Consider the following 14,367-nt stretch of genomic DNA (forward strand, 5'->3'; position numbering starts at 1 on the left):
TATTTTTGTTTTTGATGGGATCAGAACCCGATGGTTAAACCTGTAACCACCAGTTTTGTCAACGGTCTTTCAAATGACCCGCCGCCTTCCGGATCGTAGTCTTTTACTTTAGAGAATGTGAACCAGTTCTTCGCGCTCACATACCAGCGAAGGCTCGCTACATGGATCTTTTTTGCCAGTGAAGGCGATAAAGTATAACCCAATGTAATGGCCCTGATCTTCACAAATGACCCGTCTTTATAACCCAGTGTAGATGCAAAAGGCAATGCCGCTTTTGAAATGTTGATGTTGGGGCGCGGGTAATCGTCGGTAGGATTCTCCGGCGTCCAGTAATCCACATTCGCGCCGTTCTCAATTCCATTCGGTTCAAACTTTGCCGCGTAGGATGAGTTGAACATCTGTCCCACACGCGCAAACACATACACATTCAGGTCCCAGTTCCTGAAACTGATGTCGTTGTTAAAACCCAATGTATACTTTGGCACCTGCGAACCAAGCACGGTCCTGTCGCCCAGTGCAGTGATCTTTCCGTCGCCGTCTATGTCTTCCACGCGTATATCGCCTGGTTTGTAACCATACGTACCTGCGGCCGCGTTGTCTTTTGTTTGCCAGATCCCTGTTTTGCGGTAATCGTAAAACGAACGAACGGGTGAGCCGATGAAGAACCCGCTCGCCACATCGTTCTGGCCGTTTGGAAGATCAACAATGCGTTCTTTGTTTCTTGTGTACGTGATTTGAGAGATCCACGAGAAATTTTTTGTCTGCACATTAACCGTGCGTAATGAAACCTCAAACCCGGTGTTCTGTGTTTTTCCAACGTTTCCAAGTATGGACGTACCGCCTGTTGTTGCGGGCAGTTTTACGAGGTAGAGCAGGTTGTCTGTTTTTGAATCGTAAAAATCGATGCTTCCCGAAACCCTGCTTTTCAGGATGGTGAAGTCGAGTCCCACGTTCACTGTTTTGGTGAGCTCCCATTTCAGGTCTGTATTTCCGATCTGAGGATCGAGCCCATAGGCAAGCGCACTTACGTCGTTGTACGAATATGGAATGAGGATGATCCCGCTTTGTGTCTGGTAAGGGCTCACGGCAGAGTTACCTGCAACGCCATAAGAAACGCGCAGTTTTAGGTCGTTGAAAAGTGTTGCGTGTTTCATGAAATTCTCATCACTGATCCTCCATGCCGCGGCAGCGGAAGGAAAGAACGACCAACGGTTCTGCGGTGCAAGAACAGAGGCACCGTCTTCGCGGCCGGTAAGTGTGAGAATGTATTTCCCGCTGTAGGCGTAGTTGATACGGAAGGCATACGAATTGAGGTTACTTCCAACATACGCGCTCGACACGAGCACGTTCGACGGGTTGTTCTGCAGTGCATAAAACGCCTGGCTCGCGAGCAACTGCCCGGTGGCTGCGGCTGAAGAATTTTCCGACCTGTTGGAGAGGTAACTCGTAACACCCGTTACACCAATGCTGTGTTTGCCAAATGTTTCTTTCCAGTTGATGATGTTCTCCCAGGTAAGGTTTGTCTGCATGTTGTTGGTAATAGAAGAAGCCGAGCCCGTAGACAATGCACGGTTGATCGTGTTTGCATCTTCAAAAAAACCGTTGCGTGATGAAGCATTCACCACGCCAAGGTTGGAGCGGATGCTCAATGAACGGAACGGTTTCCATTCTGCATAACCGGTAGAAAGGATCCTGGTCGTATTTGTTTTGTTGATGTAGGCGCCCGGCAATTCCTCCATCAGCGGATTGAATTGTGCGCCGTTGCCGGGGTATCTCAGAAGCGTTACGCCGTCTGCCGCGTAAGGGTTATAGTAGGGCAACACTTTATTCGCCACGGTTAAAATGCCATCGTTGCGGTTGTTGGCATCGTAATAGGCAAGCTGGCTCTCGAGGCCCAGTTTGAAGTTGGCGGTGAGCGATTGCTCAATGTTCAAACGCAGTGTGTAACGGTTTGAGTAATCGTTGGTGAGCAATCCTTTCTCCTTGAAATAATCAAAAGAAAAGAATACACGCGTTTTCTCCGTTCCGCTCGCCACGCTCACGTTGTAATCCTGTTGAGAACCCTTCTGCAGCAACAGGCCAGGGTAATAATAAGAATTGCCTGCTGTTACGGCGGCCAGGTCTGCAGGACTGGTAAACACTTTGGCTTCGTCTGTAGCCGGGTTGTAAGATGGGTTAGCCGTCCGGTAGGCTTCGCGTTTGAGTTGTGCAAACTGCGGGCCCGTCATGGGAACCGGGTATCCCGCCACTTCTGATTGCCCGTAATACACACCCGCATTTACTTTTGTTTTGCCTGCGGTTCCTTTTCGTGTGGTGATGATGATCACGCCATTTGCGCCTTTGGATCCGTAGATGGCCGTTGAGGAGCCGTCTTTGAGCACATCCATCGATTCGATATCGTTGGGATTGATGTCCTGGAAATTATCATACTGTATGCCATCCACAATATAGAGTGGCCCGTTGCCTGCGCGTATCGAACGTGTACCCCTTACGGTAACGCTTACGCTGGCGCCCGCGCCACCACTGGTTCTAACAATGTCTACACCTGCCAGTTTACCCTGCAGCGCTTCCATCACGTTGCCCGCGGGTACTTTTTTGATCTCTTCTGTTTTAACAGACACAACAGCGCCGGTGATGTCTTTCCTCGTTGCGGTACCGTAACCGATCACGATCACCTCGTCAAGGTCCTTTGTTTCCTTGACCATCCTGATGCTCACGGGCGAACTCCCATCCGAAGTGATGGTCTCCGTTTTATAACCCACGTAGCTGAACACAAGTTCAGCGCTGGCCCCACGTATGGTTAACGTGAAGTTTCCCTGGTTATCGGTAGAGGTACCGGCTTTTGTTTTTTTGTCAACCACTGCAACACCGGCAATCGGGGTTCCGGAGCTTTCGTCTACCACTGCACCTCTAATCTGTTTTGTCTGCGCCCACAACTGCATACTGCAGAGCGTGAGGCACAAAAGAAAAATCAATTTTTTCATAAGGCAATTTTGTTTGAAGATGATGGTGAAACATTCATGGAAGATCCCCTTTGCTGCAATCGGTACAAAGCAGGAATACGAATAGATTGGGAAGGATGTAACAATAGCTTGCGTGCCGCCGGCAGCAGTTCAGTATATGGCTGATCGAACCAGGGATGAATTTGGGTCAAATACATAGCAGCAACCCAGGACTTGTAAAAATCCCGTTAACAAGTCTACTCAGATATTCAGTGTTTACCTTGAAAAGCGCTTGATTTATCTACGCAATCGTTCCCGGCAACGATTTCAATTGCCCCCGGCAAACAGGCGGGGCCGTTACGGGGTGTTTTGTGCTGCCGGGCGCTGGATTTTCAACCATAAGGGCAGCCTTTTCGGGCACCTGAAATAAATACTGTATTTTAGTTATCGTTTCCATGCTTCACCAGAAGCTTTACCACGATGTTCCATGAAATTTGAAGCTGTTACCATAAAAGATATTGCGCGTGCCTTGGGTCTCTCAACCTCTACCGTTTCCCGTGCTTTGCGTGATAGTTACGAGATCAGCCCGGAGACCAAACAGAAGGTGCTTGAATATTCGGAAAAGATCAATTACCGCCCCAACCCCATTGCGTTAAGCCTGAAGGAAAAACGCAGCCGTTCCATCGGTATCATTGTTTGCGAGATCGCCAACAGCTTTTTCTCGCAGATCATCAATGGCATTGAATCGATCGCGTACGACAAAGGATACAACGTGATCATTTCGCAAAGCCATGAATCGTATGAGCGCGAGGTGATCAATACGCAATACCTGGCATCAAGGTCTATCGATGGGTTGCTTGTTTCTGTTTCTTCCGAAACGCAGGACCTCGATCACCTGAAAAATTTACACGACCGTGGTTTCCCGATCGTATTTTTCGACAGGATCGTGGAAGAGATGCAAACCCACAAAGTGATCGTTGATAATTTCCAGGGCGCCTACGATGCAACGGAACACCTGATCAAAAGCGGTTATCAAAACATCGCGGCACTGGCAGGGTCAGAATATTTATCCATCACCAAGGAACGACTCGGTGGTTACAGGAAAGCATTGGAAGACAATGGACGGAAATTCGATCCCGCCTGTATACAGCACTGCCTGCACGGTGGCATGTTGTACGATGAAGTGGAAAACGCGCTCACACAATTGCTGAAACTGAAAACAAAACCCGATGCCATTCTTGCGTCGGCAGACAAACTCACCACCAATTGCCTGCGCTACTTCAAAAAAACAAAAATAAAAGTGCCGGATGATGTTGCCGTGATCGGCTTCTCCAACCTCGATCTTACCGACCTCTTATCGCCCTCACTTTCGGTGGTGCGGCAACCGGCTTACGAAATGGGGCAATTGTGTACAGAATTATTGATCCAGCAAATAGAAAGCAAACGGCCGGTAAAAGATTTTGAGCGAAGGGTTTTACCGCCGCAGTTGTTTGTGAGAGAGTCTACAGAAAAATGCAAAGAAAATCCGAAAAATTAAAGGTTAAGAAATCCAACATCTAAACCTTTAACCTTTTCAGCACTAAACCAGTTTCACCGCCTGCCTCGCCAACATCTTCCACCCTGTTTTCTCTTTTGTAAAGACCAACAGCAGTTTCAGTTTTACCGTTCCGGGTTTTCCGCCGTCGTTGGTAGTTGCGTTGAGTGTGTGGCGAACGATCGCGGTGTTGCCAACGATGGAAATGGTTTGCTCTGAAAGATCGATCGTTACAAAATCCGATTTGCCGCTGGCAATGGCCTCCACGAATTCTGATTTGTTTTCCACTTTGCCGCCTGAATGGCCGTACGACAAACTATCCGCTGCAATTGCGGTGAGCGCGGCACGGTCGCCGCTGATCATGGCTTCCTTTAATTTTTCCACGGCATCCGCTACCGCTTTCTGTTCTTTCGGCTGCGCCTGCGATGCAAATGAACACAGGGTGGCGATGGCGAGGATACATAAATATTTCATGGCATTTATTTTCGTCTACTAAAAATAAGAAAACCAGGTGGCACATGGTCAATTAAAATAACCGGGCTGGTATCCGCCCCTTCCCGTAGGCAACCATGGTATCGCTGGTTGTACAAACTGTTCGCCATAAGGGTTCCAGCCGCGCAAAATATTTTCGATCGTGAACTGTTTTACTTCTTCATCCTTAAGTTGTCGCGACCATGGAACCCTTGTTTTGGGCGATGCGCCTGCGCCGGAGTTCCGGTATTCGGCATAACGCACGGTTTTTTCGTTCGCGGGGTTGTTCCAGTTGTCCCAGCCCCCTGCGATGATGTGCCCGTCTAATTTGCAGGCGATGTAGGTCACGCTTGCGTAAGGCCGCCAGGGCCTGCCTAGGCTAACTTTATTCAATCCCGAATCGGCAACCAGTTTACACGCCCTGAACACGTAACCATATTCGTTCCCTTCGGGCGTTGATGCAGCCGTTACGTGCGAGTTTTTTTTGCTCCGCAACAGGCATTCGTCAAACAATGCGGTTGAAGGACCAAAAATAAAATCCGTCGATCCTTCTATAAGGCAATTGCGGTAGTACTGCCTGCTGTCTGCACCACTGGTGAACAGGGTGTCCTGGAAACCGATGATCCTGCAGTTGAGAAAAAATACACGGTCTCCCTGCACACGAACGGCAACGGCTTGTCCTGCCGTTAGGCCCGCTGTGTTTTCAATGGTGAGGTATACCAGCTTTACATCGTTTGCGCCGATGTAAAATGTTTGCGAGGTCATGGTATTGATGATGCTTCCATCGGGGGCAACGGATCCCGTATGATCGTCGTAGGTAAGCACCGTTTCGCCGGGCACACCCGTGATGCGTACGTGGTCCCTGCTAGAATCGAGATGCAGCTTCTCCCTGTACACGCCTTTCTTAATAAAAATTTCAACCGGAACCGTGTTGTTGAGCGGAACGGCATCCAATGCTTCCTGCACCGTTTTGTAATCGCCGGAGCCGTTTTGCGCAACGGTTATTTTTTTGGTTTGGGCAGTGCAAAAAAATGCCGCGAAGATGAAGCTCGCAAGAAGAAAGTACTTTTTCATTTTGGTGCCTTAAAATGTTTTTCGTTTATGGCTCTATCCTGAACCAATCCACATCTGCAAAACCCGAATCGTTGGTCTGTGTTTGGCGGATGCAATACAGGCCCACTTTCGCACCGATCCATTTTCCCGGCTCCGCGGTAAATGTTTCGTCGATGCCCGTAAAATCCTTTCCATCCAGGCTATAACTGAACACACATTTTGCGCCGGTTGAAATTTTTACGCGCAGGTATACCGTTGTGTTTTCCAATTTCCTGATGTTCTTTTCGTTTTCCGTTTTCCCTTTTGCCGCATCCTTACAAACCGCATACACAAGATAGTTCCCTTCTTTTGTGTTTTTGATGGAAAGATGCGCGTAGCTCATTCCCATCACCACCAATCCTGCTTTCTCATTTTGTATTTTGGTGTTGGGTTGAAAACTGATTTTTGTGGTAGCAGTAAATTCGTCCGCAGGAAATTTCTGCAGCAATACATTCGGCGCATCCCATAAATTACGGGCGCTGTCGGGGAGTTTGTCTGAGAACAAACGCAATGTTCCTTCAGCAGCATCCAGGAACAACCAGGTACCTTTCGGGTTGGCCTGCCATTGCCATTGTTTTCCCAACGCGATGCCGTTGAATTCATCGCTGTCGGGCAGTGTTTGTACGGGCCAGGTTTTTCCAACATCCGGTTTTTTGTATTCCATCACCGGTTCTCCTTTTCCTTCATTGCGGGCATCGGCACCGATCACGGGCCAGTCGTTTTTCCATTTCATGGGTTGAAGGTGAACCACCCTGCCGTACGCGCCTTTGTCCTGGAAATGCAGGAACCAGTCTTGCCCGGTTTGCGTGGTTACCCATGCGCCCTGGTGCGGCCCGTTCACGGGCGATTTACCCTGGTCCATCACCACTTTTCTTTCATACGGCCCATATATGTTTTTAGAACGAAGCACAAGCTGCCATCCCGTTGATACGCCGCCCGCCGGTGCAAAAATGTAATAGTAGCCGTTGCGTTTGTAAAACTTAGGGCCCTCGATGGTTGGATCCTTTTCATGGCCATCGTAAACAATCGTACCCGCATCCAATACTTTTGTTCCTTCTGTGTTCATCTTTTTTACGGTGATGATGCTTTTGATGCCTGCGCGACTGCCCGCCCATGCATGAACAAGGTAGGCATTGCCATTATCGTCCCAAAGCGGGCAGGGGTCTATCAATCCTTTTCCGCTTTCCACGAGAACCGGGTCGGACCATAAGCCGGATGGGTCTTTGGTTTTCACGAGGTAGATCCCGAAATCGGGATCGGGATAATACAGGTAAAATTCGCCCTTGTGAAAACGCAGCGAGGGCGCCCACACGCCATTGCCATGTTGCGGAACAGAGAAATGTTCAAACGGCGGTTGCTTTTTCAATGCATGACCGATAATGCGCCAGTTTACAAGATCCTTTGAATGCAGGATGGGAAGGCCGGGTATGGCTTCAAACGAAGAGGAAACCATGTAATAATCATCGCCTACACGGATCGCATCGGGATCGGAATAATCGGCGTTGATCACCGGGTTTTTGTATGTGCCGTTCCCGTTATCTGCTACCCACACTTTCGAAATGCCTTGCGCGTGTAAGGAGAGCGAGACGGTGAGCAGGAAAAAACAAAAAATCTCTTTCATGGTTTGTTGTTAATGGAATCCTCTTGCCAGCATCCACTTTTTTGTAAGCCTGTGGCTGCTAAAATTAAAGTTTATTTCGCCGCGGTTCTCACCACTACGCGATCGGCCAGTTCGAGCCGTTGCGCGCGGATCTCTGCCAGAACGATCTCTGCCATCTTACGGGCGCCGAGTTCGTTGAAATGCGTATTGTCTTTCGACCCTTCGGGATAAAAAGGATGTTCACCCGGTTCAAGCTGCATAAACAAAAGGCGGGATGCGTCGGGGCCGAGCTTCTGCATCAGTTCTCGGCTTTTCCGGTCGAGGTCAATTACCGGAACATTTTGTTCCTTCGCAACTTCCATTACGATCGCTGAATATTCCACATGTGTTTCAAGCGCTTTCCCATCTTTGTCAAAACGCATACGGCTAACCGGTGTGATGAGTACAGGGAACGCTTTTTTATTGCGCGCCCCCGCAATGAAACGGACCAGGTTCCTGCGGTAGTCTTCGGGTGTTGTATACCGATCCTTGTATTTTTCTTCTTTCGCCTCGTCGTTGTGCCCGAATTGTATCAGCAGGTAATCGCCTTCCTGCAAACTGTCTGCCACAGGCTGCCAGCGGTTCTCGCTGATAAAAGTGCGTGTGCTTCTTCCACCGCGTGCGCGGTTGTCTACGGTAACGGTTGAATCGAAAAACATTGCGAACGGCATACCCCAACCCGTAAGCGGCGATCTTTCCGGGCCGTATACACACATGGTAGAGTCCCCGATCATCCACACTTTTATTTTTTTGGGCGGCGTGAGGAACGAACAAAATACAATCAACAAAGTTGTTGCAACGAGGGGCCTTATGTGTTTCATGGTCGTAGTTTGAATTGCGTGTAATTGTTTTGATAGCGGATATTGAATGTTGTTGCAATCTGGATCATTGTTGGTAAAACACAACCCACCGTTCCCATTCACAAACAAGGCCGCCGATGATCGGCGGCCTTGTTGTATGATCAATCAACCTGTTGCGATCAATAGCTTGGGTTCTGCGGCTTCAGGTTGTAGTTTGCGTCCATTGATGCCTGTGGCAGCGGATAGAGCTCACTTTTTCCTGTAACAAAACCAAACCCGATGTAGTTCACATAGGTGGTGGTGATGTTTGCATTTTTGAACCAGGCCACCCTGTTGTTGGCTGTTGAGAGCGGTGCCTGCGGTGTTACCGTAACATCGATCGGCGCCGTGGCAGGTGTTGGCACATAAAATGAGTTTGCCCAGATCTGTCCGTCAAACGCCACTGCATTCTGGTAGAAGAACATAAACTGCGGAAGGTTTGCTGTCATGGTATAAGCCGGTGGCGGCGCCATATAAGAAGGTGCCGGCAATGCCGTTCCCGCTGCAAATGCCTGTAGCGCTGTTTTGGTTTCCGCGAGTGCGGTTCCCAGCAGGTTCCAGCGTACCAGGTCAAATTTGCGGATGCCCTCTCCGCCAAACTCCAATCCTCTTTCGCGTACGAGCAATTTGAAGAAACCGCTTTTGTCTGTTGGAACGGCCGGCACAAGCGCCGCGTTGCCGCCATGCCCGCGCTGGCTAACCTCTTTGAAGTAGGCGATCGCATTTGCACTCGGCCCGTTGTTGATCTCGTTATCAGCTTCCGCATTCATCAACAAAACATCGGAGAACCGGATCAGCGGCCAATTGAGCTGGAAATTCTGGATGGCCGTGTTCGATGCCGGTGTATTGGTTACCGGGTTTGTTCCCGTGGTTGCGCCGGAGCTCATGTAGTAACTTGGGTTGGTGATCCAGTCCCTGCGGAACTTGCCATCATAGATGCTGTTGCTCGCATGTCCCCTTCCATAAATATCACGCACCACTTCAAATGCAACAAAGGTTACGTCCCTTCTTACATCGGTTGAATCGAACTGGTAGAAATAGGTTGGCAACATATTGCCCAATGCGCCACCTACGCCATTGATCTTGGTTCCGTTCTGTGCGCCGATCTTACTGTCGGAGTTGGTTCCGTTTGCCATGGCTACCTGCATGATGAGTTCGCCCTGCGGGTCCACTGCCTTGTGCGCGTCTACCACGTCTCTCCAGAAAGATTTGTATCCGCCCGCAAACAATGTGTGCTGGTCTCTCCTGCTGATGAGCGTATCTGTTTCTGCTTTTGCGATCTTGTAGTAATCGAGGTAATTGGTTGGCCGTTGCATACCGCCCGACTGGCGCAATGAATACCCACCGGCAAACAATGCGATCTTTGCGCGGAGCGCTGCGGCTGTTCCTTTGGTGAAACGTTCATCCTGCGTGGTCTCTGTTCTCCATGGCATCAATGGTTTTGCGATGGCGAGGTCTGCGAGGATGCGGTTGTAAATGGTATCGCGGTTTGTTCTTCCGAGGAAAAGATCGGGAACAAAACTGGATGGAACCCATTGTGCGGGTACATCTCCCCAGATCCTTACCAATTCAAAATACAACTGCGCGCGTATCACCAATGCTTCTCCAACCAGGCGCGACAATTCTGCCTTGTCTGCGGAAGAACCACTTGTATACGCCGGCATCTTCGGGATATAGTAGATACAATTGTTCGCTCTTTCAATACCTGCATAAAACTGGTTGAACGTATTTACGATATCGGTATTGGCCGCCGATAAAGTATAGTGCGCCTCTTCGTGTCTTGCAGAGCTCAATGCAGAGCCCCCGCCCATGATGCAGTCGTCGTCGTATGCATAATAATAACTTACGCGTATGCCATAACCGAAATCGCCCGACATTGAAAGATAGGCACCCATCACCGCTGCTTTCGCATTGGGAATATTGCTGAACGCAACGCTCGGGTCGATGGTTGATAATGGTGCGGGCGACAAATATTTCTTACACGATACAGCGGTCAATGTAGCTGCTGCGAAGAAGAACATCGTTGCCGTTTTTGCCATCCTGGTAATCGTATTCATAACAGATGTTTAGATGTTTTTAAAATGTAACGTTTACGCCAAACACATAGGTGCGTCCGCGCGGGTATGAGCCATAGTCAACCCCCGGTGTCAACGGTGTTGCCCTTCTTGCATTCACATCCGGATCAAAACCCGAGTAACCGGTAATGGTTGCGAGGTTATTGGCGGTTGCATAGAACCTTACAGACGAGATGCCTGCTTTCTTTGTAACCGTAGAAGGCAATGTATAACCCAGCGTGAGGTTGCTGATACGCAGGTAAGAACCATCTTCGATCACATAAGAACTTGGGATGAAACCGTTGGTGCTGAGGCTCGGTGTCCAGATCTTCGCATTCGCGTTGAGTGCGGCAAGTGCATCCGGAGCAATACCGATCGCTGTTGATGCATCGATCTGTTTTTGTACGAGGTTGCCCGATGCATCGATGTACCTCCAGCGTTCGTTGTTGATCGCAAGCATGTTCTGGTCTACGCCATAGGCACTTGCAAATTCCAGTTTGTTTGCGTTGTATACATCATTACCGTAAGAGAAAATGAGGAACAGGCTCGCATCAAAATTCTTGTACTGGAACTGCTGGTTAAATCCGCCGGTGAATTTTGGCAGCGCATGGCCGATCACGGTTCTGTCTGCATCAAGCGAAATCTTTCCATCCCCGTTCACATCAACATATTTGATGAGTCCGGGTGAAGCAAGGCCGGTCGACAATACCGGTGCGGCATTGGCAACGCCTGGTTTCAAAGTATATTGGTAAAGCAGGGTTGGGTAACGTGCGTTGTTGGCCGCATTTACATAAGAAGTTACGTTGAAATCGTTCACCGTATAAAAGCCATCTGTTTTCAACCCGTAAATGGTGCCGATCTCATCGCCCACTTTCAACAGGAAATCATCGGGGTTCGCTGTTGAACTGAACCAGCCCGAGTTGGCGGTGAACTGGTTTTGCGAACCGAGGCTGATCACTTTGTTCTTATTGAATGCAATATTGAAGTTGGCGTTCCAGCTAAAGTTGCTGTTGCGCACAACGGTTGCACCCAGCTGGAACTCGATACCACGGTTGCGCGTGCTTCCCACGTTCTGGTACTGCGTTGTATAACCCGATGTTGGCGGGATCTTGTTTTCAACCAGCAGGTTCCTGGTTGTGTTCGAATAAACATCCACCGTAAGCGTGAGCCTGTTTTTGAAGAAGCCAAGGTCAAGACCAAAGTTCTGCGATGTGAGCGACTCCCACTGCAAGAACGGGTTGCCCAACCTGGCCGGCAAGGTCAATGTGTAGTTCAACACATCGTTCAAACCATACCCTGCATTTGATGGTGGCGCGTACCCGGTAGTATAACCATAGGCGGCGATGCGGTTGTTGCCCGACTGGCCATAGCTCACACGCACTTTTGCATCGCTGATGAAATCAACTTTCTGCATAAAGTTTTCAGAAGAAAGCCTCCATGCCGCAGATGCTGAAGGGAAATAACCCCACTTGCGGTTGGTTGGATCCGATGGCGCAATGGTGCTGCTGTAATCGGGCCCGAAAAGCGAAGAACCATCGGCCCTGAAATTCAGGGTGAGCAGGTACTTCGAATCGTAACTATAACTTACTCTTCCGAAGAAGGATAATTGTGTTGTGTTGATCTCCGACGACGATGGTTTCGGCTGCGCCAATCCCGCCGGCGGCGTTGCAAGACCCAGGTTGGCAAATGCCAGTTCAGGTTTTGTTCCCACAGGGAAATAGCGTACCTCGAGACTGTTGGTTTTTGTATTGGTTTCGTAAATCTCCTGTCCTACCAACACATTCAACCCATGTTTAGATCCATTGATACCCGGGTTTGTGTACGTGAACACGTTTGAATTGTTGATCGTTTTGCGTCCAACGGTATTCAGGGTAAGCACCGGCAACCTGTTGAAGTTCCTCGAGTTTGAAGTGAGGGTATCGTCGTAACCATACGATGTGGTTGTGTTCACATCATAACCGAACGTGCTTTTGAAAGAGAAGTTTTTGTTGAATGTATAGTTCGCGTATCCATTAAAGTTATAAGCGGTGATGTTGCGGAGACGGTATTCTGCATTCGCCATCTGGATTGGGTTCACGATGTTCAGGCCGTTACCCGGGCTGTTGGCATCAAGCGTGAGATCGTAATAATCTTCTGTTTGCCCGGGCAGGATGAATGGCCTGTAACGGATGTACTGGCGCAGCCTGTTGGATCCGGCACCACCCACATCAGAGGTACCCGCTCCGGTAACCTCCTGTTCGTTGTAACGAACGTTGAAGCCCACTTTCAGGTTGGCCGATGCTTTGTGATCGAACCTGAAGCTCGCGAGTTTCCGGTTGTAATCCGAATTGATGAGCAGTCCCTCCTGTTTATTGATGGTAGCGGTTAAATTATATTGTGTGATATCGGTACCACCGGTAACAGAAACTGAATGTGTCATCTGCGCTGCTTTGCGGCCGAGGATGCGGTCCTGCCAATCCTGCGGCTGCGCGTAGTTCGAATAGGTTGAGGCGATGGTATCGTAATTGCTCATCTTCCGAATGTATTGCGTGGCAACGCTTGTATCGGTCGGGTTCTCTGTGTATTTGGCCCTTTCGTATGCCCACAGCACGAAGTTGTAAGGATCCATCAGGTCGAGCTTCCTGGAGATCTGGCTCACACCATAAAAGCCGTTGTAGGTAACGGATGTTTTACCACCTGTATTTTTTCCTCCCTTTGTTGTAATGATGAAAACGCCGTTTGATCCGCGCGCACCGTAGATGGCTGTAGAAGCCGCATCTTTCAACACATCGATACTCTGGATGTCCTGCGGAGAAATGACCGCGAGGGCGTTTTCAACCTGCACACCATCTACGATGTACAAAGGCGAACCACTTTGCGTGATGGAGTTGCGGCCGCGTACATAGATGTCTACATCAGCGCCCGGCGCACCTTCCGAAACATTTACCTGTACGCCCGGCAGTTTACCTGCAATGGCCTCTGCGGCAGAGTTGACAGGAATGTCTTTCAGTTCCTTTGAACCGATGGAGGCAACCGCTCCCACAAGGTCTTTTCTTTTTACAGACTGGTAACCGATCACCACCACTTCTTCCGATTCCTTCGCTTCGGTTTTCAGGGTTACGTTAACGATCGACCGTTCTGCAACGGGTTCTTCGAGGTTGGCAAAACCGATGGAAGAGAAAACGAGCGTCACTTTTCCATTGGTGGTGAGAATGCGGAACTCGCCGTTCCTGTTGGTTACCGTTCCGGATTGCCGAACGTTCTTTACAGTAACGCTCACGCCTTCTAACGGCTGGTTATCGGGCGCAACAACGCGCCCCTTGATCTCATATTTCTTTTCCTGGGCCGTTAGCGGTCCGGCCAGTAAAAACAACCCGGCGAGCAGGCAAACGCACAGGTGTACTTTTTTCATAAGCATACGCAATCGATTTAAGCAAAAAATGTTGTTTTGGTTAGCAATATTGATGGGCGAAATAGAAACGGAGGATCTGGCGCGTACAGGCGCAGCGGTCACGATTGTGAGGCGTTCATTCTTTAACAGCATGGCAAGCAGTTTTTTAAAATCGAACAACAATACGCCCAAAAGCGCATGTCTACCCAATTCTACACCTATATAGACAATACAGAAAGCGAAAATGATTTTTTTTCTACGCAATCGTTCCCGGTAACGTTGTCAGCAGGCAGCGCGTTAGCGTTTACATGTCAAACCGACGTTTTTTTTGTTAGTTTTCGTGTGGAGCCCTGTGCGTTTGAAGATCAAAGTCAATGGATTACAACTGGTTGTTGCAGGGGTTTGGGCAGGTTACGGTACGCACCT

Annotated in this window: 8 protein-coding genes; 1 reads left to right on the top strand and 7 read right to left on the bottom strand. The window is 49.3% G+C overall.

The genetic code is table 11. The features are described 5' to 3' along the window. Positions 1 to 20: 20 nt before the first annotated feature. Positions 21 to 2,984 carry a SusC/RagA family TonB-linked outer membrane protein gene (locus GWC95_RS16960; protein ID WP_161819904.1) on the bottom strand — a complete coding sequence of 988 codons (2,964 nt, stop codon included), beginning with the start codon at positions 2,982 to 2,984 and terminating at the stop codon, positions 21 to 23. Between the two features lie 445 nt (positions 2,985 to 3,429). On the opposite strand from GWC95_RS16960, the gene GWC95_RS16965 reads away from it, so the two are divergent. Then, on the top strand, positions 3,430 to 4,479 hold the full coding sequence (locus GWC95_RS16965) for a LacI family DNA-binding transcriptional regulator (RefSeq protein WP_161819905.1): 1,050 nt from the start codon (positions 3,430 to 3,432) through the stop codon (positions 4,477 to 4,479). Positions 4,480 to 4,521: 42 nt separating this feature from the next. Here GWC95_RS16965 and GWC95_RS16970 read toward each other — a convergent pair whose 3' ends face one another. The 6 genes from GWC95_RS16970 to GWC95_RS16995 form a co-directional block, all read right to left on the bottom strand. After that, the gene (locus GWC95_RS16970) at positions 4,522 to 4,950 is read right to left on the bottom strand and encodes a nuclear transport factor 2 family protein (protein ID WP_161819906.1); all 429 of its coding nucleotides are present in this window, start codon (positions 4,948 to 4,950) and stop codon (positions 4,522 to 4,524) included. Positions 4,951 to 4,998: 48 nt separating this feature from the next. After that, a complete protein-coding gene (locus GWC95_RS16975; RefSeq protein WP_161819907.1) occupies positions 4,999 to 6,021 on the bottom strand; it encodes a pectinesterase family protein in 1,023 nt (340 codons plus the stop codon). 25 nt (positions 6,022 to 6,046) lie between these two features. After that, positions 6,047 to 7,660: a glycoside hydrolase family 43 protein gene (locus GWC95_RS16980; protein WP_161819908.1), complete on the bottom strand. Its 1,614-nt coding sequence runs from the start codon at positions 7,658 to 7,660 to the stop codon at positions 6,047 to 6,049. 71 nt (positions 7,661 to 7,731) lie between these two features. Continuing rightward, positions 7,732 to 8,499, bottom strand: coding sequence for a rhamnogalacturonan acetylesterase (locus GWC95_RS16985; protein ID WP_161819909.1), 768 nt, complete (start codon positions 8,497 to 8,499; stop codon positions 7,732 to 7,734). 158 nt (positions 8,500 to 8,657) lie between these two features. Continuing rightward, entirely contained in the window at positions 8,658 to 10,574 is a 1,917-nt protein-coding gene (locus GWC95_RS16990; protein WP_202630307.1) for a RagB/SusD family nutrient uptake outer membrane protein, read from the bottom strand. Positions 10,575 to 10,593: 19 nt separating this feature from the next. After that, positions 10,594 to 13,962, bottom strand: coding sequence for a SusC/RagA family TonB-linked outer membrane protein (locus GWC95_RS16995; RefSeq protein WP_161819910.1), 3,369 nt, complete (start codon positions 13,960 to 13,962; stop codon positions 10,594 to 10,596). Positions 13,963 to 14,367: the final 405 nt, after the last annotated feature.

Origin of the sequence: Sediminibacterium roseum, assembly GCF_009939005.1 — a bacterium.
In the GTDB taxonomy this organism is placed as follows: domain Bacteria; phylum Bacteroidota; class Bacteroidia; order Chitinophagales; family Chitinophagaceae; genus Sediminibacterium; species Sediminibacterium roseum.